The sequence below is a fragment of the Actinomadura rayongensis genome (assembly GCF_009831215.1).
In the GTDB taxonomy this organism is placed as follows: Bacteria; Actinomycetota; Actinomycetes; order Streptosporangiales; family Streptosporangiaceae; genus Spirillospora; species Spirillospora rayongensis.
In genome coordinates this window covers 61,414-81,755 of the sequence record NZ_WUTW01000001.1, presented here as the reverse complement: position 1 = coordinate 81,755, position 20,342 = coordinate 61,414, and the positions used below count along the sequence as shown (strand labels likewise).

At 74.8% G+C, this 20,342-nt stretch carries 19 protein-coding genes; 2 read left to right on the top strand and 17 right to left on the bottom strand.

Going from position 1 to position 20,342, the window contains the following annotated elements; genetic code table 11:
• Positions 1-3 precede the first annotated feature (3 nt).
• Both GQ466_RS00400 and GQ466_RS00395 read right to left on the bottom strand, forming a co-directional pair.
• Positions 4-1,764 carry a serine/threonine-protein kinase gene (locus GQ466_RS00400; RefSeq protein WP_161100794.1) on the bottom strand — a complete coding sequence of 587 codons (1,761 nt, stop codon included), beginning with the start codon at positions 1,762-1,764 and terminating at the stop codon, positions 4-6.
• A gap of 104 nt (positions 1,765-1,868) precedes the next feature.
• A complete protein-coding gene (locus GQ466_RS00395) occupies positions 1,869-2,813 on the bottom strand; it encodes a DUF5954 family protein (RefSeq protein WP_161100793.1) in 945 nt (314 codons plus the stop codon).
• A 188-nt stretch (positions 2,814-3,001) separates the two neighbouring features.
• Between GQ466_RS00395 and GQ466_RS00390 the strand changes: the two genes are divergently transcribed.
• The gene (locus GQ466_RS00390; RefSeq protein WP_161100792.1) at positions 3,002-4,945 is read left to right on the top strand and encodes a phosphocholine-specific phospholipase C; all 1,944 of its coding nucleotides are present in this window, start codon (positions 3,002-3,004) and stop codon (positions 4,943-4,945) included.
• Positions 4,946-4,963: 18 nt separating this feature from the next.
• On the opposite strand, the gene GQ466_RS00385 is transcribed toward GQ466_RS00390, so the two are convergent.
• The 10 genes from GQ466_RS00385 to hemL form a co-directional block, all read right to left on the bottom strand.
• On the bottom strand, positions 4,964-5,767 hold the full coding sequence (locus tag GQ466_RS00385) for a tetratricopeptide repeat protein (RefSeq protein ID WP_161100791.1): 804 nt from the start codon (positions 5,765-5,767) through the stop codon (positions 4,964-4,966).
• An 81-nt stretch (positions 5,768-5,848) separates the two neighbouring features.
• A complete protein-coding gene (locus tag GQ466_RS00380) occupies positions 5,849-6,148 on the bottom strand; it encodes a helix-turn-helix domain-containing protein (RefSeq protein ID WP_161100790.1) in 300 nt (99 codons plus the stop codon).
• A gap of 4 nt (positions 6,149-6,152) precedes the next feature.
• Positions 6,153-6,794 (bottom strand): glycosyltransferase family 2 protein, encoded by a 642-nt coding sequence (locus GQ466_RS00375; protein WP_337193255.1) that lies wholly within the window; start codon positions 6,792-6,794, stop codon positions 6,153-6,155.
• Positions 6,791-7,375 (bottom strand): class I SAM-dependent DNA methyltransferase, encoded by a 585-nt coding sequence (locus GQ466_RS00370; RefSeq protein ID WP_161102300.1) that lies wholly within the window; start codon positions 7,373-7,375, stop codon positions 6,791-6,793. Before GQ466_RS00370 ends, GQ466_RS00375 begins: the two co-directional genes overlap by 4 nt.
• Positions 7,376-7,377: 2 nt before the next feature.
• The gene (locus tag GQ466_RS00365) at positions 7,378-8,049 is read right to left on the bottom strand and encodes a PIG-L deacetylase family protein (protein WP_337193254.1); all 672 of its coding nucleotides are present in this window, start codon (positions 8,047-8,049) and stop codon (positions 7,378-7,380) included.
• Positions 8,046-8,921, bottom strand: coding sequence for an acyl-CoA dehydrogenase family protein (locus GQ466_RS00360; RefSeq protein WP_161100789.1), 876 nt, complete (start codon positions 8,919-8,921; stop codon positions 8,046-8,048). The genes GQ466_RS00365 and GQ466_RS00360 overlap by 4 nt, the downstream gene beginning before the upstream one ends.
• 49 nt (positions 8,922-8,970) lie before the next feature.
• Entirely contained in the window at positions 8,971-9,402 is a 432-nt protein-coding gene (locus GQ466_RS00355; RefSeq protein ID WP_161100788.1) for a PPOX class F420-dependent oxidoreductase, read from the bottom strand.
• 37 nt (positions 9,403-9,439) lie between these two features.
• Positions 9,440-10,432, bottom strand: coding sequence for a DUF5954 family protein (locus tag GQ466_RS00350; protein WP_161100787.1), 993 nt, complete (start codon positions 10,430-10,432; stop codon positions 9,440-9,442).
• Positions 10,433-10,494: 62 nt separating this feature from the next.
• Positions 10,495-11,397, bottom strand: coding sequence for a LysR family transcriptional regulator (locus tag GQ466_RS00345; RefSeq protein ID WP_161100786.1), 903 nt, complete (start codon positions 11,395-11,397; stop codon positions 10,495-10,497).
• 42 nt (positions 11,398-11,439) lie between these two features.
• Positions 11,440-12,738 (bottom strand): glutamate-1-semialdehyde 2,1-aminomutase, encoded by a 1,299-nt coding sequence (hemL, locus tag GQ466_RS00340; RefSeq protein ID WP_161100785.1) that lies wholly within the window; start codon positions 12,736-12,738, stop codon positions 11,440-11,442.
• A 238-nt stretch (positions 12,739-12,976) separates the two neighbouring features.
• On the opposite strand from hemL, the gene GQ466_RS00335 reads away from it, so the two are divergent.
• Positions 12,977-14,662: a protein kinase domain-containing protein gene (locus GQ466_RS00335; protein WP_161100784.1), complete on the top strand. Its 1,686-nt coding sequence runs from the start codon at positions 12,977-12,979 to the stop codon at positions 14,660-14,662.
• Here GQ466_RS00335 and GQ466_RS00330 read toward each other — a convergent pair.
• The 5 genes from GQ466_RS00330 to GQ466_RS00310 form a co-directional block, all read right to left on the bottom strand.
• Positions 14,646-15,317 carry a bifunctional DNA primase/polymerase gene (locus tag GQ466_RS00330; RefSeq protein ID WP_161102299.1) on the bottom strand — a complete coding sequence of 224 codons (672 nt, stop codon included), beginning with the start codon at positions 15,315-15,317 and terminating at the stop codon, positions 14,646-14,648. The genes GQ466_RS00335 and GQ466_RS00330 overlap by 17 nt on opposite strands.
• Positions 15,318-15,449: 132 nt before the next feature.
• Positions 15,450-16,430 (bottom strand): porphobilinogen synthase, encoded by a 981-nt coding sequence (gene hemB, locus GQ466_RS00325; protein WP_161100783.1) that lies wholly within the window; start codon positions 16,428-16,430, stop codon positions 15,450-15,452.
• Positions 16,431-16,456: 26 nt separating this feature from the next.
• Positions 16,457-18,046, bottom strand: coding sequence for a bifunctional uroporphyrinogen-III C-methyltransferase/uroporphyrinogen-III synthase (locus GQ466_RS00320; protein WP_161100782.1), 1,590 nt, complete (start codon positions 18,044-18,046; stop codon positions 16,457-16,459).
• Positions 18,033-18,962: a hydroxymethylbilane synthase gene (gene hemC, locus GQ466_RS00315; protein ID WP_161100781.1), complete on the bottom strand. Its 930-nt coding sequence runs from the start codon at positions 18,960-18,962 to the stop codon at positions 18,033-18,035. Before hemC ends, GQ466_RS00320 begins: the two co-directional genes overlap by 14 nt.
• Positions 18,959-20,332, bottom strand: coding sequence for a glutamyl-tRNA reductase (locus GQ466_RS00310; RefSeq protein ID WP_161100780.1), 1,374 nt, complete (start codon positions 20,330-20,332; stop codon positions 18,959-18,961). The genes hemC and GQ466_RS00310 overlap by 4 nt, the downstream gene beginning before the upstream one ends.
• Positions 20,333-20,342: the final 10 nt, after the last annotated feature.

Below are 20,342 nucleotides of genomic sequence, written 5' to 3'. Positions count from 1 at the left end.
CGGTCACGTGTAGCGGGCGCGGGCGACGAAGGCTTCGATCTGGCGGGCCGCGGCGTCCAGGACGGCGTCCGAGGGCGTCGCGGTCTGCGCGTACCAGTGGGTGAAGGCGGCGACGCAGACGTTCCGGCGGTCGTACGGCATCGAGCAGGTGAGCGTGACGGGCAGGCCGTCGGCCATCGTCGCGAGCGTCGCGGACGTGAAGGGAGCGCCCGCCGCGGTGCCGTTCGGCGACTCGGTCGTGAGCATCGCGCGGACCTTCGTCCCGGTGGACGGCAGCTTCTCGGACGTCCGCACCTGCCAGCCGCAGTCGGGCCGGTCGCGGCGTGCCTTGACGCCCTCGGGAGAGTCGGGGAAGTAGGCGCAGCGGGCGTCCAGGATGGAGCCGTACGACGCGACGTTGAACAGGGACACCATCTGCCGGGTGTTGGCGCCGATGTTGACCGAGCTGTTCGCGGCGCCCTGGAACTTCTCGCAGCGCGCCCCCGCCGGACCGACGACGAGCTGCTTGTCCTGCGTGTAGTAGACGGCGGTCCCGGCCGGGAGCGTGACGTGGCGGGGCAGCCGCACGGTCGCGGGCGGGGTGGACGAACCCGCGGGCTCGGACGGGCCCTCGGCCGTCCGGCATCCGACCGGCTTGACCAGCGCGACCGGCGACGCAGAAACGGAACGCGGTTTCGGATCGTCCTTCCCGGCGGTCACGACGACGACGGCCCCGGCGCCGACGACCGCCGCCGTCCCGACCGTGGCGGCGGCGATCCCGGCGATGCCGCCCATGAAGCCCTTGGCGGTGCCCGCCGCGGCGGCCGTCTTGCCGAGCGCCGCGGCGCCCGCGCCGGCGCCCGCGCTCGCCGCGCCCGCCCCGGCGCCCGCCGCACCGGCCGCGCCGCCGCCCGCCAGCCACGCGGCGAGCGGGAACAACGCGGCCAATGCCGCCGACGCGCCCGCGAGGGTCCGCACGCCGCGCTGCTCCCAGTCGTCTCCGTACGCGGCGCGGGCGGTGCGCTCCAGCTCGTCCACGAACGCAGCGGCGCCCGCCGGACGATCCGCCGGGTCCTTCGCCATGCCCGTGGCGACGAGCGGACGCAACGGCCCGGGCACCCGCTCCACCGGCACCGGCGCGCCCAGATGCGCGGCGCGCAACTCGTCCTGCGTCCCGCCGTGGAAGGGCCGCTCCCCCGTAGCGCACTCCACGAACACGCAGGTGGCGGCGTAGACATCGGTCGCGGGCGTGGCCTGGTGGCGCACCCACTGCTCGGGCGCCATGTACGCGGGCGTCCCCGCACCGCCCGACGCCCGCCCGGCGGGGACCGCGATCCCGAAGTCCACGAGGCGGCTACGGCCGTCCGCCGGAACGACGATGTTCGCAGGCTTGAAGTCCCGATGAACGACCCCGACGGCGTGTGCAGCCGCCAACCCGAGCAACGACCCCTTGAGCACGCTCAACGCGGCCTCGGGCCCGAGCGCGCCATGCTCGACCAGCAACGTCTTCAACGAGACGCCGTCGACCGCCTCCATGACGATCGCCGCACCCGCGTCACTCTCCACCAACCGATACAACCGCGCGATATACGGACTGTCGGCACGCGCGAGCATCCGCGCCTCATGCCGCAGCCGCTCCCGATCGTCCGCCCCGGCGTCCACCGCGAGGTACTTGATCGCCACCGGATGCCCGGACGCGTCGTCCCGCGCCAGAACGACCCGCCCCTGCGCCCCGGCCCCCAGCTCCCGCACCTCAGTGAACCCACCGACCCGCCACCCCGACATCCGCACTCCTCCCAGGGAAACGACCATCCCTAGGACGCGCACGGCCCACCCCATGTTCACCCCGACCCGCACACGAGTGGCGCGGCCGGGCGGGTGTGCGGGGGTCAGTCGTCTCTCAGGGGCCAGGTGCGGAGTTCGGCGGTCTCGCCGGTGAGGGGGTCGATCGGGTCGTCGTCGGACGGGCGGGGCGGCTCGGGGCCGTCGTTGTTCATGCGGATCACGTACTCGACGCGGGCGATGCGGTAGGCCGTGTCGCCGCGCACCGCCACTTCGCGGACGGGGCCCGTGCGCAGGGCGTCGATGGAGGCCCGGAGTTTGGCGCGTTCCCGGACGTCGCGTTCGGCCTCGGTGCGGGCGGTCAGGTCGCGGGCGAGGCGGGTGCGGGCGGCGCTCGGGCTGTGGAAATAGGGGGAGCAGGGTTTCCACAGGGGGCCGACGGCCTTGACGACGACGAAGCGGGGGGCGAGGCGGGCCACGAGCGGGTGGGTGCGCAGGGCGCGGCGCGCGTCGCGGGTGATGTCGGCGGGCACGTGGGTTCCGGCCGGGACGATCTCCCAGCGCTCGCCGAACAGTTCGTCGCTGCCGGGCGGCCAGGCGCGCGGGATGGGCGTGCGGGACAGGTCGCCGTCCGGTTCGGGCAGGTCGTCGGGGTCGGTCGGGCGCGGGGGTTCCAGGCCGGCGGCGCCGCTGCGCACGAAGCGGTCCACGCGGACGGTCCGGAACCGGCGGCCCGCGACCGTCACCTCGTCCCGCCGCTCGCGCTCCAGCAGGGCGGACGCCTCCCAGTACGCCTCGCGGTGCGCCGAGGGCGTCGAGCGGCGCAGGGCCTGGACGCGGAAGCCGAAGCCCATCGCGTCCCTGGCCTCCTGCGGGTAGACGTGCGCGGCCGGGTTGATCAGCCAGCCGCCGCCCGCCTGCTCGGCCACGCCGTACGTCACATGGAACCACCGGACGCTCGGGTACGTCCGCCGCGCCCGCTCCTCGGCCGCCCGCCACGACGGGAGGTCACCGCCGAGAGCGAGATCGTCACTGTCAGTGATGAGAACCATGCCGCCATGTTTACACCGCGCCCCCTCGCCCGTCCGCCGCTTTCCCGGTTCTAGAGACGCCGCGCGACGGCGCGCCGAACATTTCCCCGAAAGAGGCTAATTCTCGGTGACATCTTGGATCTCCCCCTTGCCCGGCACGCCGCGACGGTCTTCGTTGATCTCCGGACGTCCTCATTTCAGGAGATCTCATGGCAGAACTGACCCGGCGGGGATTCCTCGGCACGCTCGCGACCGGAAGCGCGGCGGTGGGCCTCAACGCACTCCCCGCCGGAATGCGCGAAACGCTCGCCCAAACGCCTTCGGGCGGCACGTTGGACGACGTCCGGCACGTCGTCGTCTTCATGCAGGAGAACCGCTCCTTCGACCATTATTTCGGCGCCCTGAACGGCGTGCGCGGATTCGCCGACCGTTCCCGCGTGCGTTTCCCGAACGGCTCGGACGTCTTCGCGCAGACGCGCTCGGGCCCGTCCGGCGGGGCCGTCCTGCGGCCCTGGCACCTCGACACCGCGACGACCGACGCCCAGCGCGTCGCCGACCTCGACCATTCCTGGAGCGGCGGCCACAGCGCGTGGAACGGCGGACGCCACAACAACTGGATCCCCGCCAAGACCGCGCTCACCATGGGCTACTACACGCGCGCCGACATTCCCTACCAGTACGCGCTCGCCGACGCGTTCACCCTCTGTGACGGCTATTTCTGCTCGGTGATCGGCCCGACCAACCCCAACCGCCTCTACCAGTGGACGGGCACGATCGACCCCGGCGGCACGGCGGGCGGCCCGGTCACCGACAACTCCGAGAAGGGCTATTCCTGGACGACCTATCCCGAACGCCTGGACGCGGCGGGCGTCTCCTGGCGCGTCTACCAGCAGCAGGACAACTACGACGACAATCCGCTCGCGTGGTTCAAGCAGTACAAGACGGCCGCGCCGTCGTCGTCGCTGTGGGTCAACGGGATGGCCCGGCGGGGCGCGGACGCGTTCGCCGCCGACGTCGCGGCCGGGACGCTGCCCGCCGTGAGCTGGATCATCGCGCCGACCGCCGAGTCCGAGCACCCGTCCTATCCGCCCGCCTACGGGGCGAACTTCACGGCGCAGCGCGTCCTGAACGCCCTCGCCGCGCACCCGGACGTGTGGGCGAGGACGGTCGTGTTCCTCAACTTCGACGAGAACGACGGCTTCTTCGACCACGTCGCCCCGCCGACCCCGCCGTCCGGCACGGCGGGCGAGTTCGTGAACGGCGCGCCGATCGGGCTCGGCGCGCGCGTCCCGATGCTGGTCATGTCGCCGTGGAGCCGGGGCGGACGGGTGTGCTCGGAGGTGTTCGACCACACGTCCGTCCTGCGGTTCCTGGAGAACTGGACGGGCGTCCGCGAGCCGAACATCTCCGCCTGGCGCCGCACGGTCTGCGGCGACCTGATGAGCGCGTTCGACTTCACGACGGCGACGACGACGTTCCCGTCCCTGCCCGACACGGCCGCGCTCGTCGCCAAGGCCGACCAGCAGGACCCGCTGCCGAACGCGTCCGCGCCGAGCGCCAACACGACGCAGCCGGGCCAGGAGAGCGGCGCCCGGACGCAGCTGCCGCTCGGCTACCGGTTCGCCGTCACGTCCTGGACGGACACCGCCACCGGACGCGTCTGGATGCAGATCGCCAACACCGGCGCGCTCGGCGCCGGATTCACCGCCTACACCGTCAACTACCGCGCCTACCAGGCGTGGCAGTACACGGCCGCCGCGGGCGCGACGATCAAGGACTACTTCAGCGCCCAGACCTACGGCGGCGGCCCCTACGACGTCGACTGGCACGGCCCGGACGGGTTCCTGCGCGGCTTCAGGGGCGACGTCCGCACCTGGTCCGACGCCGCGAAGGCCCACCCGGAGGCGTCCGTCGCGGACGTCCCGGCGACGCGCGCCCTCACACTGACCCTGAGCAACCAGGGCGGCGCGGCCACGACCTTCACCGTGAGCGCGAACGCGTACGGCGGCGGAACGACGCAGCAGGTATCAGTCGCCGCCGGCACCACCCGGACGCTGACGCTGACGACCGCGTCCGGCCGCTACGACTACACGGTCACCGCATCGGTCGGCGACGGCTTCGAGCGCCGCTTCGCCGGGACCGTCCAGTCCTGACCCGAGGCCGTCGGGAGGTCAGGGGGCGGGGTGGGCGTGGCCGTGGCGGACGAGCCACTCCCCCCACCGCGTCGCCTCCTGCTGGCGGCCCGACTCCACGTACAGCTGCATGAGCTGCATGATCGCCTCGATGTCGCCCGCGTCGGCGGCGCGCGACAGCCACGGCTCGGCGGCGTCCGGACGGCCCGTCTCCTTCAGCAGCCGCCCGAGGTTGCGCCACGCGCCCGGCACGCCCGCGTCCGCCGCGCGGGCGAGCAGCGGCTCGGCCTCGGCGTGGCGGCCCTGGTCGAGCAGGTCGCGGGCGAGCGCGTTCATCGCGAGCGCGTGCCCGGCGTCGGACGCGCGCAACAGGTACGGGACGGCCTCCCGGTACCGGCCGTGCCGGTTGAGCAGCGTGCTGAGCGCCCACATCGCGTCGGTGTGCCCGGCGTCGGCGGCGCGGCGCAGCCAGTGCTCGGCGCGCTCGGGGTCGTGCTCGAACGCGTCCGCGCCGACCTTGTACATCGCGGCGACGTCGCCGTGCTCGGCGGCGCGCGCGAACCAGTCGCGGGCGGCGGCGACCCGCCCGGTCTCCTCCAGCAGCGCGCCGAGCCGCAGCATCGCGTCGGCGACGCCCGCGTCGGCGGCGACGCCGAGCCAGTGCTCCGCCTCGTCCGCGCGCCCCGCCCGGTAGTGCTGGACGGCGAGGACGACCATCGCCTCGGTGTCCCCCGCCTCGGCCGCCGCGCGGAACGCCCGCTCGGCGTCCTCGGCGCGCCCGGCCCGCAGGGCGTCCCGGCCCGCCCGCAGCAGCGCGGCGGAATCGGTCTCGTCACTCGACATCGGTCGGCCTTCCGGTGGACGTCACGTTCGGACGTTGTGACGTCACCGTCACGCTCCTGGTTCGCCCCGGTACGCGTCGGCTCAGCCCGCTCCGCGCAACGGCAGGAACTCGACGTTCAGCCGCATCTCCAACGCCTCGGCGAGCCGTTCCAGCATCGGTATCGTGGGCATCGTCCCGCCCTCCTCGAACCGCGCCACGGCGGGCTGCCGCAGCCCGGCGCGCTCCCCGAGCCGCGCCTGACTCAGCCCCAGCTCCTCGCGCCGCGACCGCACGGCCCGGCCCAGCTCGCACCGGATCCGCGCCGCCTCGTAGGCCGCCCCGGCACCCGGCCGGTCCAGGATCTCCGCGCGCTTGTCCGTCCAGGATCTCCGCTCGTCCACGCGGTCACGCTACTGGTTCGCCGTGGTGGGTCAGGGACGTCAGGAGGTGGCCGAAGCCGTTCGGGGCGCGGAAGTCGTGGCGGGCGGACGTGACGACGCCGATCGAGCCGGTCCGCAGGACGCGGTGGCCGGTGGCTTCGAGGGCGGTGACCAGGGCGCGGTCCTCGCCGGTCGGGAGGGGCGGGAAGCCGCCGGCGGCGCGGTAGGCGCGGGCGGTGAAGCCGAGGTTCGCGCCGTGGAGGCCAGGGCCTGCGTAGCGGCGGGCGAACAGCGCGGGGAGCCACGGCGGGTGGCCCGTCCAGTCGGTCACCGTGACCGGGCCGGCGACGGCGTCGTAGCCGCAGGCGGCGTGGCGGAGCTGGACGCGCAGCCAGCAGGGCGGGACGAGCGTGTCCGCGTCCGTCGTCGCGATCCACTCGGCGCCCCGGGCCAGCAGTTCCGCGACGCCCGCCGCCCGCGCCGCGCCGACGTTGCGCGCCGCGATCTCCAGGACGGTCGCCCCGGCGGCGCGGGCGAGCGCGGCCGTCCGGTCGGCGCAGGCGTCGGCGACCACGACGACGGGCGCGCCGGTCGTGCGCAGCGCGGCCAGGCACGCGCCGATCCGCCGCTCCTCGTCGTGGGCGGGGACGACGACCCCGGCGATCACACCAGCCCCTCGGCGGCGGCCGGGGACACGGGACGCCCGACGGTGAACGCCTCGGCGCGGAAGTCCTCCTCGCGGTGCGCGGCGAGCGGGCGCAGCGGCGTCGCGGCCAGCGCGGCGTGGACCTCGTCGCCCGTCTTCGGGTACTCGGGGACGCGGTGCCGCCAGTGGACGGCCAGCAGCGTCCCGCCCGGCTCCAGCGCCGCGACCGCCCGGTCCAGGACGCGCGCGAGATCGTCGTCGCCGAAGTAGTACAGGACCTCGGACAGCACGATCAGGTCGAACCGCCCGTCCGGCCACTCGTCGGGCAGGACGCGCCGCTCCACCCGCGCGCCGGGCGCCCGCGCGGACGCCGCCGCGACCGCCGCCGGGGACAGGTCGCACGCGAGCAGCCGGTCGCAGCGGGCCGCGAGCGCCGCCGTCAGGACGCCCACCGAGCACCCCGCCTCGAACGCCGACGCGTACCGGGGCCGGGGCAGCAGCGCCAGCGTGACGGCGTACTTGCGCCGCTCGTACCACCGCGACGCCATCCCCCACGGGTCGTCCGACGCCGCGTACATCGCGTCGAAGTACGCCGGATCCATCGTCACCGGAACAGCACCTCGTCGTCGCGCGTGAAGTGCTCCACGACGCCGGGCGGGAGGATCGTGCCGAGCTGGCTGGCGAAGCAGCCGATGGCGGCGCGCTTGGCGGCGACGGCGGACGGCGGCAGCGGCACCCGCCACGCCCGCTCCCACGGGACGCGCGGATCGCCCGGACGCGCCCAGTGCCACCCCCAGATCGGGAACCGCAGCACCGGACGGCCGGTCGCGAGCGCGGCCCGTCCCGCCGCCTCATGATCGGGGTGCGCGTCGTGCTCCCAGGGCGCCAGACACAGGTCGAAGCCGTCCAGCAGGCCGGCGAGGCGGGGCGCGAGGTCGGCGTCGCGGACGCCCGCGTCGGGCAGGCCCAGCCGGACGACCTCCCAGTCGCCGCCGAGCCGCCGCAGCGCCGCAGCGCTCTCGGCCCGCCGCCGCGCCGCGAGGTCGGCGGGGTCCAGATGGGGATGGGACGCCTCGCCGTCCGTCACCGCGACGAGCCGCACCGGCACGCCGAGCATCGCGAGCAGCCCGCCCGCGCCGAGCACCTCGTCGTCGGGATGGGCCGCGACGACCACCGCCGACCGCACGCCGGACAGGTCCAGGACGGGCAGGTCGCGCAGCCCCGGCCAGGCGCGCCAGGCGTCCTCGGCCGTGCCGGGCGCGTCGATGCGGTTCACCAGTCACGCCCGTCGACGCGGGCGCCGAGCGCGGCGAGGTCCCGTTCGGCGTGGTGCTGCCGCAGGTAGACGGCCAGGTCGGCGACGCGGCGGCCGTGCGCGGCGTCGTGCGAGAGCGGCCCGGCGCCGAGCGCCCGCCCGACACGGTCCAGGACGTCGGCGGCGACGGCCGCGACGTGGGCGCGCACCCGCAGCGCCCGCGTCTCGGCCGTGCCCTTGCGGTCGTGCGGGTCGGCGTCGATCTCCCCGGCGGCCTCCCGCAGGACGGCCAGCGCCCCGTGCAGCGCGACGTCCACCGCGCCGAGGTGGGCCCGGGCGTGCGGGTCGGACGCGCCGACGAGCCGCCGCGCCACGCCCCGCGCGCCCCCGTACCAGACGGCCGCGACGCCCGCGCCCCCGTGGTGGAAGCCGGGCCGGTCCACGTACGGGCCGACGTACCGGGCCGGGACGCCGTCGAACCGCACGTCCCGGCTGTCGCTCGCGGCCATCCCCGTGGCGGGCCAGGTGCCGGGGACGGGCGTGCCGGGCGTCACCGCGTACAGGTCCCCGCCGACCGTGACCAGGGCGTTCGTGCAGAGCCCGGCGCCCGAGCAGTACGGCTTGACCCCGCTCACCCGGCCGCCGTCCAGCGTCAGAGCGTCCGGCTTCGCCGCCCAGACGCCCCAGACCTCGCCGGGACGCGGGCGGGGCCCGTCCAGTTCGTCCAGGATCGCGAGCGCGTCGAAGTGCCCCTCGCACAGCCGCGCGAGCGACAGGTCCTCCTCGGCCAGCGCGGCGAGCGCCGTCCAGCGCCGGAACGTGCCGCCGCTCCCCGGCACCGGCGGCGCCTCGGCCGTGGCCTCCCGCACCCGCCGCCCCATCCCGTCCCCCATGACACCTCCGCCCGCCCATTACCCGGCAGGAACGAAGGAAACCGGGACGTCAGCGGATCTTGGCGCCGTACACGTGGTCGACGGGCATCCGCAGCAGGACGCGACGGTCCGCCACCATGACGGCGCGGTACTCGTCCCAGTCCGGGTGCTCCCCCGCGGCGCGCCGGTAGTAGTCCACCAGCGCCTCCACCTCCGGGCCGTGCGGATCGGTACCCGGTCCGACGAGCGTCGCGACGCCCTCGGCGGTGGCCCACGACCCGCCGTCGGGGCTCGTGACCTCCAGCGTGGCGCGCGGGTCGCGGCGCAGGTTGGCGGTCTTGGCGCGTCCCTCGGTCATCGAGACGTACAGCACCCCGGACTCGGGGTCGTAGAAGGGCAGGACGGGCGAGAGCTGCGGGCGCCCGTCGGACTTGATCGTCGCGAGGACCCCGAGGCGGCTCGCGGCCAGCAGCGCGCGCGGATCGAACGGCGTGTCGGTCATACTCCGGCCAACCCGCCGCGCCCCGCGATTGTTTCCGTCACTCGTCCCGCAGCGGCCAGGTGCGCAGTTCGGCCGTCTCGCCCGTCAGCGGCTCCTCGGGGTCGTGGTCGGACGGGCGCGACGGCTCGGGACCGTCGTCGTTCATCCGCACGACGTGCTCCACCCGGACGATCCGGTACCGGATCTCGCCGCGCAGGACGATCTCGTGGATCGGCGCGATCTCCAGCGCCTCGGCCGTGCCCAGGATGGCGGAGCGGTCCTCGTCGGACAGGTCCTCGTCGTCCTCCTCGGTCATCCGGCGGAGGATGTCGGCGAGGGTCGTGCGGGCGGCGCGCGGGCAGTTCACGTAGCCGCGGCAGGTGCTCCAGAACCCGTCCATGTTGGTGAGGACGATGAAGCGCGGCGGCAGCCGGACGATCAGCGGGTGCGACTCCAGCGCCCGGCGCGCGTCCCGGATGACCTCGCCGGACGCCCGGCCGGCCGGCGGGACGTGCTCCCACCGCTCGCCGAGCAGTTCGGCGGAGCCCGGCGTCACCGGCGCGGGCAGCGGCGTGCGGCAGAACCGGGCGTGCAGGTCGGGGAGCCGCTGCTCGGGGACGTCGTCGGGATCGGTCGCGCGCGGCGACTCCGGCCCGGGCGGCCCCACCCGCGAGAACCGGTCGACGCGCACGACGCGGAACCGCCGCCCCGCCACCGTCAGCTCGTTCGGCCGCTCGCGCTCCAGCAGCGCCGACGTCTCCCAGTACTCCTCGCGGGCCCACGCCGGCGTCGAGCGCCGCAGGGCGAGGGCGCGGAAGTGGAAGCCCATCCCGTCCCGCGCCTCCTGCGGGTGGTCGTACGCCAGGTCGCTGAGCAGCCACGCGCCGTCGACCTGCTCGGCGAGCGCGTAGGTCGTGCCGGACCAGACGACCTTCGGATAGTTGAGCTGCCCCATCCGCTCGGCCGCGCGCGGCGAGCGCACCACCTCGTCGAGGGTCGGCGGAAGATCACCGTCCAGAGCCGCACCGTCACCGCCCGCGATGAATGTCATGCGGGCATGGTCTCAGCGCGACGTTCCGTCCGTCTCGGTTTCGCGTTTTCGCACGGAAAGGATCATTCGGCGGGGACGGCGGCGGCGCGCAGGGCGGTGAGGGCGGCGCGGATGGCGGGGCGGCGCGCGGCCTCCTCGCGCCACACCGCGTAGACGTGCCGGGTGAGCTGCGGGCGGGTCTCGGCGATGGCGACCTCGCACGGCACGGTCACCCGACCGAGGCGCGGCAGGATCGCGTTCCCGAGGCCCGCGCCGACGAGGACGAGCTGGCTCGGGATCTCGTAGGCCATGTGGGCGATGTTCGGTTCGGCGCCGAGCGACCGCAGCGTGTGGATGAGCCAGTCGCAGCAGATGCTGTCGGCCGACGAGCTGATCCACGGGTCCGCGACGAGGTCCTGGAGCGCGACCGTCGTGCGCGCGGCCAGCGGATGGTCGCCGGGCAGCGCGACGTCCGCGACGTCGTCGAAGATCCGCGCCTTCTGGAGCCCTTCGGGCGTCGGCAGCGGCTCGTTGTTCCAGTCCTGGACGACCGCCATGTCCAGGTCGCCGCGCGCCACGAGCGGCATGCTCTGCGTCGGGTCGAGTTCCTGCACCTGGACGCGCAGGTCCGGGTGGTCCTTGCCGAGGCGGCCGAGCGTCTCGGGGATCAGGCCCCGGACGGCCGTCGCGAACGCCCCGAGCGTCAGCCGTCCGACGACCGCGCCCCGGTGCGCCTCCAGGTCGGCCTGGGCGCGCTCGACCAGCGACAGGATGTGCTCGGCGTGCTCCACGAGGAGTTCGGCGGCGTCGGTCAGCCGGACGCCGCGCCCGTTGCGCTCCAGCAGCTTCTGCCCGGTCTCGCGCTCCAGCTTGGCGAGCTGCTGCGACACCGCCGACGTCGTGACGTGCAGCACGTCGGCCGCCGCGCTCACCGACCCGTAGGTCGCCACCGAGTGCAGGGCGCGCAACCGTTCCAGATCCAACATGAAGCAACTCTAAATCGAATTATTCAGCTATGCCAGAAATATCTAAACACCCAGCACACCGGCCGCAGCGCGCGCCGCGTGCGGGAGGGCGGACAGGATCCGCTCCAGGGCCTCGTCGTCGTGCGCCGCCGACAGGAACCACACCTCGTAGGGCGACGGCGGCAGGTACACGCCGCGCGCCAGCGCCTCCTGGAAGAACGCCGCGTAGACGCGGGCGTCCTGCCGCTGCGCGGCCGTGAAGTCCAGGACGGGGCCCTCCGCGAAGAACACCGAGAACAGATTCCCGGCGGTCTGGACCCGGTGCGGCACGCCCTCCTTGGTCAGCGCGTCGGCGGCGGCGCGCGCGACGATCCCGGCGGACCGGTCGATCGCGGCGTAGACGTCCGCGGTCGCGTTCCGCAGCGTCGCGAGCCCGGCGGCCGTGGCGAGCGGGTTCCCCGACAGCGTGCCCGCCTGGTAGACGGGCCCGGCGGGGGCGAGCCGGTCCATGACGTCCGCGCGGCCCCCGAACGCGGCGGCGGGCAGCCCGCCGCCCATGACCTTGCCGAACGTGACGAGGTCGCCCGCGACGCCCTCGACGCCGTACCAGCCGGACGCCGACGCCCGGAACCCGGTCAGCACCTCGTCGATCACCAGCAGGGCGCCGTTGCGCTCGCAGAGCGACTTCAGCAGCGCGTTGAAGCCGTCCAGCGGCGGGACGACGCCCATGTTGCACGGCACGGCCTCGGTGATGACGCACGCGATCTCGTGCCCGTGCTCGGCGAACGCCAGCTCCACGGCCGGGACGTCGTTGTACGGCAGGACGATCGTCTCGGCGGTCGTCGCGCCCGTCACGCCGGGCGTGTCCGGCAGGGACAGCGTCGCGACGCCCGAGCCCGCCGCCGCGAGCAGCGCGTCCACGTGCCCGTGGTAGCACCCGGCGAACTTCACGACCTTCGAGCGGCCGGTGAACCCGCGCGCGAGCCGGATCGCCGACATCGTCGCCTCGGTGCCGGAGTTGACGAGCCGGACGCGGTCCACGGGCGTCCGCGCGACCATCTCCTCGGCCAGCTCGACCTCGCCCGGCGTCGGCGCCCCGTAGGACGTCCCGCGCGAAGCCGCGTCCGCCACCGCCGCGACGACCTCCGGATGCGCGTGCCCGAGGATCATCGGACCCCACGAGCAGATGAGGTCCACGTAGGTGTTCCCGTCCACGTCGGTGAGGTACGGGCCGCTCGCGGACCGGATGAACCGGGGCGTTCCGCCCACGGCGCGGAAGGCGCGGACCGGCGAGTTCACCCCGCCGGGGACGACCCGCTCCGCTCGCGCGAAGAGCTGCTGGGAACCTTCGGTGTCACTCACGCCGTCCAGTCTCGCAGCGCCCCGGCGCCGTCGCGACGGGACCCCGCCGCGACGTGCCCGGTTGCAGTTCGGTGACGTGCCTTGACCCCGCCCGCTAGGGGCCTATATTCCAGCAACGAGAGTGTCCACCCCGTTCGGGTGGGCCATTATGGAACGCACCGGAATAGGGATAATCGGCGCCCGGCGCGGCGTCGTGGTGCGCACTCGGCGCCGGCCGTAGCGGAGGGATGGCTCGCACGTGGTCAACGGCTGGACGGTTCCCGGCTTCACGCACGCACGGGATCTGGGCGGCGGCGCCGCTGGCCGCGTGGTGCTGGCGGTGGACGACCTCACGCAGACCCAGGTGGCGATCAAGTATCTCGACGCCCGCCTCGACGCCGACGAGGTGTTCCTCTCGCGCTTCCGGATGACCGCGCGGCGGCTGTCCCAGCTGGAGGACCCCAACGTCGTCGACCTGTTCGACCTCGTGGAGACCCCGCAGGGCACCGCGATCGTCATGGACCACGTCGAGGGCGTCACGCTGCGGCGCATCCTCGACGCGCAGGGCCCGACCGGGCCGCTCGCCGCGCTGTCGGTGCTCGGCGGCATGCTGCTCGGGCTCGCCGCCGCGCACGAGAAGGAGATCGTCCACGGCGCGCTGCGGCCGACGAACGTCATCGTGGACGGCCAGGGCAACGCGCTCCTCACCGACTTCGGCATGACGCCGTCCGGCGACGCCGCGCAGGCCGGTCCCGCCTACGCCGCGCCGGAGCTGTGGAACGGCGCCCCGGCGGGCGCGGCCTCGGACCTGTACGCCGCGACGGCCGTGTTCTTCGAGTGCCTGACCGGCGCGCCGCCGTTCACCGGGCGGTCGCTGGCCAAGGCGCACCGCGAGACGCCCGTCCCGGTGGACGCCGTGCCGGGCCCGCTGCGCGACATCATCGCGCTCGGCCTGGCCAAGGACGCCGAGAAGCGCCCCGCGTCCGCCGCCGACTTCCTCGGCGCGGTCGAGGAGGCCGCCGTCGCCGCCTACGGGCCGTCCTGGGAGGCGCAGGGACGCGGCCGGATCACCGAGCTGGCGCAGCAGGCGGCCAAGGCGAAGGCGCCCGCGCCGAGCAAGCCCCGCACGTCCGGCAAGAACCCGGTCACCGCCCCGGCGCGGTCGGGCGGCGGCGGGAAGGCCCGGCCGCTCATCGCGCTCGCCGCCGGGCTCGTCATCGTGGCGGGCATCGCGGGCGCGGTCGTCTCGCTCAACCGGGACAAGGACGCGCCGGCGCCGACGCCCGCGACGTCGGGGAACCCGCAGCCCGTCCCGACCGTGGACCCGGCGCTCGCCGAGGCGTCGTCGCTCGCCGGGCTCGTCCAGCAGAGCGTCGCCAAGCCCGCGGGCGCGACGTTCACGTTCCGCCGCACCGGCGCGGGCGCGGGCGCGACCGCGCAGGGCACGCTCGGGCTGCAGGAGTCGGCGCCCGCGTCGTACTCGATGACGATCGCCGGGACGGGCGGCACCCGCAAGGCCGGGAAGACCATCGTCATCCGCGACACCACGTACCTGCGCGCGGGCGGCAAGTGGCGGCCGGTCCCCTACAACCCGAAGGCGCGCGGCTACGCGGGCCTCGCGGCGCAGGTCCGGCAGGAGACGGCGGTGACGAACGTCCCGGCGCTGCTGCGGTCCAGCACCGCGTTCCGCAAGACCGCGACGGGCTACGAGGGCACCGCGTCGCTGGCCAAGCTCGCGCGGGACCAGGGCGCCGGGGAACTGTTCGCCGAACTCGCCCGCCGGTCCGGCGCCACCGAGATCACCTACACGCTCCAGGTCGACCGGGCGTACCACCCCGTCCGCGTGACGCTCCGGACGCACGGCACCGCCAAGGCCCGCACCCTCGCCTACCAGACCACCTACGCGGGCTGGGGCCGCAAGGTCGCGATCAGCGCCCCGCGCTGACCCCCGGGTCCTCGCAGGCGTCGGACAGGACGGCGAGCAGCCGCAGCGGGTCGGGCAGGCCCCGTCCGTCCGGCGCCCGGACCCACGCGACCTCGCGGCCGTAGGGCAGCAGCGACGGCGGCGCGACGACGTAGCTGTCGCGGCAGTGCCAGCGCAGCCCGGGCGTCTCGGCGACGGTCTCGGGCGAGCAGTCCAGGCTGGAGGACCACCACTCGTCCTCGTCCACGGGCGCGCCGCGCGTCGCGACGAAGAACAGGTACCGCTCGTCGGCGATCGCCGCGACCGGGCCGGAGGCGACCCCGGACGCGTCCAGCGCCGCGAGGGCGAGCGCCCCGGCGGCGGCCGGGACGTCGAACACGTCGAACACGCGGCCGGTCGGGAGGATGACGTTGGCGTCCGGGCGCTTGGCCCACAGCCCGTCGATGACGTCGGCGTCGACGCTGGCCAGCCGCGCCCAGCCCGCCGACACCGGGTGCTCGCCGGGCGCGGGACAGCCCATGCGGTCGCAGGAGCAGGCGCGGTCGGTCCCGGCGGGCGACCCCGGCACGCACGGCCAGCCGGCCGCACCGTACGCCCGCGCGGCGGCGGCCATCCGGTCGGGTTCGCGCTCGCGCTCGCGCGCCCGCTGCCTTCTGTGCCCCGAGATCGCCGGCATCATCCGCCCCCAAGGGATCGCCCGGTGTTCCCCCGATGATGCTCCCGAGGCGCGGGACACGACAGGCCGCATCCCGGAAAACGGCCCTAATTGACTATCCGGCCGTGATCCATGCAGGAAACCTGCGCGCGTTCACAGGCGCGCGGCGACCTCGGCGGCCCAGTACGTGAGGATGATGTCGGCGCCCGCGCGGCGGATCCCGGCCAGCGACTCGTCGATCGCGCGCTCGCGGTCCAGCCAGCCGTTGCGCGCCGCGGCCTCGATCATCGCGTACTCGCCGCTGACCTGGTACGCCGCGACGGGGACGTCCACAGCGTCGCGAACCTGGCGCAGCACGTCCAGGTACGGCCCGGCGGGCTTCACCATCACCATGTCCGCGCCCTCCTCCAGGTCCAGGAGGACTTCCCGCAGCGACTCGGCGGCGTTGGCCGGGTCCTGCTGGTGGGTGGCGCGGTCGCCGAAGACCGGCGCGCACTCGGCGGCGTCGCGGAACGGCCCGTAGAACGCCGACGCGTACTTCACCGAGTACGCCAGGATCGGCAGCTCGGGGTGCCCGGCGCCGTCGAGCGCGGCGCGGATCGCGGCGACCTGGCCGTCCATCATCCCGCTCGGCGCGACGACGTCGACGCCCGCCGCCGCCTGCGCCGCCGCGACGGACGCGTACCGCTCCAGCGTCGCGTCGTTGTCGATCGCGCCGGTCTCGGTGACGATGCCGCAGTGGCCGTGGTCGGTGAACTCGTCCAGGCACAGGTCGGTGATGACGACGGCCGCGTCGCCGAGGTCGGACCTGAGGTCCCGGACGGCCTTCTGCACGATGCCGTCCGGGTCGTCCGCGCCCGAGCCCACCGCGTCCTTCACCGCCGGGATCCCGAACAGGATGAGCCCGCCGACGCCCGCCTCGACCGCCTCGTGCGCGGCCTTGCGCAGGCTGTCGCGGGTGTGCTGGACGACGCCGGGCATCGACGCGATCGGCTGCGGCTCGGTAATGCCCTCCTTGACGAACACGGGCAGCACGAGGTCGGCCGCCGACAGCCGCGTCTCGGCCGCCAGCCGCCGGAGCGCGGGCGTGCGCCGCAGCCGGCGCGGCCGGGCGACGGGGAACTGAGCGGACATGGAGCTTCTCCTCGCCGGTCGGGGGGTCACTTGCGGCGGCGGGCGCCCCGGCGCATCTGGCTCGGCTTGCGCAGCGGGTCGCCGGCCTCGATCTGGGCCGCCCGCCGCTTCGCACCGTACTCCGCGAGCGCCTCGGCGAGGGCCGACACCGACGGACGCTCGGCCATGACGTCCACCCGCAGCCCGTACTCCTCGGCGGTCTTGGCCGTCTGCGGGCCGATCACCGCGATGACGGTCACGTTGTGCGGCTTGCCCGCGATGCCGATGAGGTTCTTCACCGTGGACGACGAGGTGAACAGCACCGCGTCGAACCCGCCGCCCTTGATCGCCTCGCGGATCGGCGCGGGCGGCGGCGCGGCCCGGACGGTCCGGTAGGCGGTGACGTCCTCGCACTCCCAGCCGAGCTGCGTCAGCCGGGCGATGAGCGTGTCGGTGGCGATGTCGGCGCGCGGCAGCAGGACCCGGTTGATGGGGTCCAGGTCCTCGTCGTAGGGCGGCCACACGTCGGCCAGGCCCTCGCTGGACTGCTGCCCGTCCGGCATGAGGTCCGGGTGGACGCCGAACTCCACCAGCGCGGCGGCCGTCTGCTCGCCGACGGCGGCGACCTTGAGGCCCGCGAACGCCCGCGCGTCCAGGCCGTAGTCGGTGAACTTCTCCCGGACGGCCCGGACGGCGTTGGTCGAGGTGAACACGACCCACTCGTACCGTCCGGTGACCAAGCCCTTGACGGCGCGCTCCATCTGCTGCGGGGTGCGCGGCGGCTCGACGGAGATCGTCGGGACCTCGTCCGGCACGGCGCCGTAGCCGCGCAGCCGCCGGGACAGCGACTCGGCCTGCTCCTTGGTGCGCGGGACGAGCACGCGCCACCCGAACAGCGGCTTGGTCTCGAACCACGACAGCTTGTCGCGCCAGTTCACGACGTCGCCCACGATGATCATCGCGGGCGACTCCATGCCCTTGGTGTCGGCGGCGAGCCGGTGCAGCGTGGAGACGACGGTCTCCTGCTCGGTCGTGGTGCCGAGGCTCGTCATCGCGGCCGGGGTCGAGTCCGGCCTACCCGCCGCGACGAGCCCCTTGGCGACCTCGGCGACCGTGCCCTCGGCGCCGAGGATCACGAGCGTGACGCCGGGCGCGGCGAACTTCTCCCAGTCCACGCCGCCCTCGGACGCGTCCACGACCCGCACCTCGCGGTGCTTGCCGTCGGTCAGCGGGATGCCCGCGTAGCCGGGCACGCCGGTCACCGACGAGACGCCCGGGACGACCTCGAACGGCACGTCCGCCTTGCGCAGCGCTGCGGCCTCGGCGGCGAGCCCGCAGCCGAGCCCCGGGTCGCCCCGGTAGAGCCGGACGACGTGCCGTCCCGCCCGGGCGGCCTTCACCGCGAGCTTGGCCGGGTCTCCGGTGGCGGTGTCGACGAACTCGGCGTCCGCGCGGGCGTGCGCGCGGACGTCCGGATGCACGGCGGCGGGGTCGGCGATGACCACGTCGGCGCGGGCCAGCTCGGCGGCGGCGCGCAGCGTCAGCAGGCCGGGATCGCCCGGGCCCATCCCGACGAGCGCGACGTAGCGCTCCTCCTGCGGAGCGTCGTCGGCGGGGTTCTGGTCAGCGGGGCTCATCGTCAAGCTCCCCCATCAACTGGTCGGCCCCCTGGTCGAGGAGCCGGCGCGCGAGTTCGCGCCCCAGCTCGTCCGGCCGGTCCGGGTGGCCGCTTGCGGACAGCCGAATCTGCCGCGCGCCGTCGATGCCGACGACGTTCGCGGTGAGACGCAGCTTTTGTTCTACTTCGGCAGCGTATGTTCCCACGGGCGCCGAACATCCCGCTTCGAGCACGGCGAGCACCGTGCGCTCGGCGGTGACGGCCGCGCGCGACGCCGGGTCGTCCACCGCCGCCAGCAGCTCCACCAGGTCGGCGCGGTCGGCGCGGCACTCCAGCGCCAGCGCGCCCTGGCCGGGCGCGGGCAGCATCTGGTCCGGGTCGAAGACCTCGGCGACGTCGGCCAGCCGCCCGATGCGCTTCAGCCCGGCGTAGGCGAGGACGACCGCGTCCAGCTCGCCGTCGGCGACCTTGCGCAGCCGCGTGTCGGCGTTGCCGCGGATCGGCACGACCTCGATGTCGGAGCGCAGCGCGCGCAGTTGCGCGACCCGGCGCGGCGACCCGGTGCCGACGCGGGCGCCGCGCGGCAGGTCGGCCAGCTTGCACGGACCGCAGAGCGCGTCGCGCGGATCGTCGCGGACGGGGACGGCGGCGAGCGCGATCCCCTCGGCGGGCCCGGTGGGCAGGTCCTTCAGCGAATGCACCGCGAAGTCCACCTCACCGGACAGCAACCGGTCGCGCAGGGCGTTGACGAACACCCCGGTACCGCCGATCTGCGCGAGCAGCGCCTTGGAAACGTCACCCTGCGTCGTTACCCCGACCAGGTCGACCATATGCCCCGTACGCTGCGACAATGCGTCCGCGACCAGCCCGGACTGCGTCATCGCCATCAGGCTCTTGCGGGTCCCGAGCCGCAGCGGCTCCTTCGCCGTGCTCATGGGCTCGTCCCTCCCGTGTCGTTCTTGCTCCAGGGGCGATCGCCGGTCGCCGCCGTCTCCTCGGCCGCCAGGTCGACGCGGGCCACGGCCTCGGGCGCCTTCGGGTCGAGGTCGAACAGCTCGCGCAGCGCCGCCGCGTAGGTGTCGCCGCCGGGCGCCGCCGCCAGTTCCTTCACCTTGACGGTCGGCGCGTGCAGCAGCTTGTCGGTGACCCGCCGGACGGTCTGCGCGATCTCCCGGCGGGCGCGCTCGTCCAGTTCGGGCAGCCGCCCGGCGAGCCGGGCCAGCTCGGTCTCCACGACCTCGGCCGCCTTGGCGCGCAGCGCGACCACGGTCGGCGCGACGGCGGCGGCGCGGGCCGCGCCGAGGAACGCCGCGACCTCGTCGGCGACGATCCGGCGGGCCGCCTCGACGGCCTCCGGGCCGATCGCCCGCGCGGCCTCCTCGGCGTCCCGCAAACGCTCCAAACCGGCCAGCTCCACGCCGGGCAGGTCGCCCGCGGCCTCCTCGACGTCGCGCGGCAGCGCCAGGTCGAGCAGGAAGCGGCGGCGGCCGTCCGCGCCGACGCCGCACGCGGTGAGCTGCTCGACCGTCAGGACGAGCCCGGACGCGCCCGTGCAGGACACGACGAGGTCGGCGGCGGCCAGTGCGCCGTCCAGGGCGTCCAGGTCGATCGCGCGGGCCGGGACGTCCACCGACGCCGCCAGCCGCTCGGCCTTCGCGCGCGTCCGGTTCGCCACGACGATCTCCCGGGCGCCCGCCCGGCCGAGCGTCGCGACGGCCAGGCCGCTCATCGCGCCCGCGCCGACGACCAGCGCCCGCACGCCCGACAGCGGCCCGAGGTGCGCGGCGGCGACGTCCAGGCCGACGCCGACCAGCGACGCGCCCGCCTTGTCGATGCCCGTCTCGTGGTGCGCCCGCTTGCCGACGCGCAGCGCCTGCTGGACGACGTCGTGCAGGACCGACCCGATCGTCCCCTCCGCCTGCGCCAGCCGCAGCGCCGCGCGGAGCTGGCCGAGGATCTGCCCCTCGCCCACCACCATCGACTCCAGGCCGCACGCCACCGCGAACGCGTGCTGGACGGCCCGTTCCTCGTAGTGGACGTACAGGTGCTCGGCGAGGACGTCCAGCGGCACCGACGAGTGCAGCGCCAGCAGCTCCGAGACCGCCGAGACGCCGCCGTGGAACTTGTCCACGACCGCGTAGACCTCGACCCGGTTGCAGGTCGAGACGATCACGGCCTCGGCGACGTGCGGGGACTCGTGCACGGCGTGCAGCAGCTTGACCAGGTCGTCGCCGGACACGGCGGTCTTCTCCAGGACCGGCACCGGGGCGCTCCGATGGCTGAGGCCCACCACCAAGACGCTCATCGGCCGGATC

Bases quoted from the DNA above. Each gene is read 5' to 3' on its own strand.
- GQ466_RS00400 (WP_161100794.1), bottom strand. From the start codon at position 1,764: ATGTCGGGGTGGCGGGTCGGTGGGTTCACTGAGGTGCGGGAGCTGGGG.
- GQ466_RS00395 (WP_161100793.1), bottom strand. From the start codon at position 2,813: ATGGTTCTCATCACTGACAGTGACGATCTCGCTCTCGGCGGTGACCTC.
- GQ466_RS00390 (WP_161100792.1), top strand. From the start codon at position 3,002: ATGGCAGAACTGACCCGGCGGGGATTCCTCGGCACGCTCGCGACCGGA.
- GQ466_RS00385 (WP_161100791.1), bottom strand. From the start codon at position 5,767: ATGTCGAGTGACGAGACCGATTCCGCCGCGCTGCTGCGGGCGGGCCGG.
- GQ466_RS00370 (WP_161102300.1), bottom strand. From the start codon at position 7,375: ATGGATCCGGCGTACTTCGACGCGATGTACGCGGCGTCGGACGACCCG.
- GQ466_RS00360 (WP_161100789.1), bottom strand. From the start codon at position 8,921: ATGGGGGACGGGATGGGGCGGCGGGTGCGGGAGGCCACGGCCGAGGCG.
- GQ466_RS00355 (WP_161100788.1), bottom strand. From the start codon at position 9,402: ATGACCGACACGCCGTTCGATCCGCGCGCGCTGCTGGCCGCGAGCCGC.
- GQ466_RS00350 (WP_161100787.1), bottom strand. From the start codon at position 10,432: ATGACATTCATCGCGGGCGGTGACGGTGCGGCTCTGGACGGTGATCTT.
- GQ466_RS00345 (WP_161100786.1), bottom strand. From the start codon at position 11,397: ATGTTGGATCTGGAACGGTTGCGCGCCCTGCACTCGGTGGCGACCTAC.
- GQ466_RS00330 (WP_161102299.1), bottom strand. From the start codon at position 15,317: ATGCCGGCGATCTCGGGGCACAGAAGGCAGCGGGCGCGCGAGCGCGAG.
- hemB (WP_161100783.1), bottom strand. From the start codon at position 16,430: ATGTCCGCTCAGTTCCCCGTCGCCCGGCCGCGCCGGCTGCGGCGCACG.
- GQ466_RS00320 (WP_161100782.1), bottom strand. From the start codon at position 18,046: ATGAGCCCCGCTGACCAGAACCCCGCCGACGACGCTCCGCAGGAGGAG.
- hemC (WP_161100781.1), bottom strand. From the start codon at position 18,962: ATGAGCACGGCGAAGGAGCCGCTGCGGCTCGGGACCCGCAAGAGCCTG.
- GQ466_RS00310 (WP_161100780.1), bottom strand. From the start codon at position 20,332: ATGAGCGTCTTGGTGGTGGGCCTCAGCCATCGGAGCGCCCCGGTGCCG.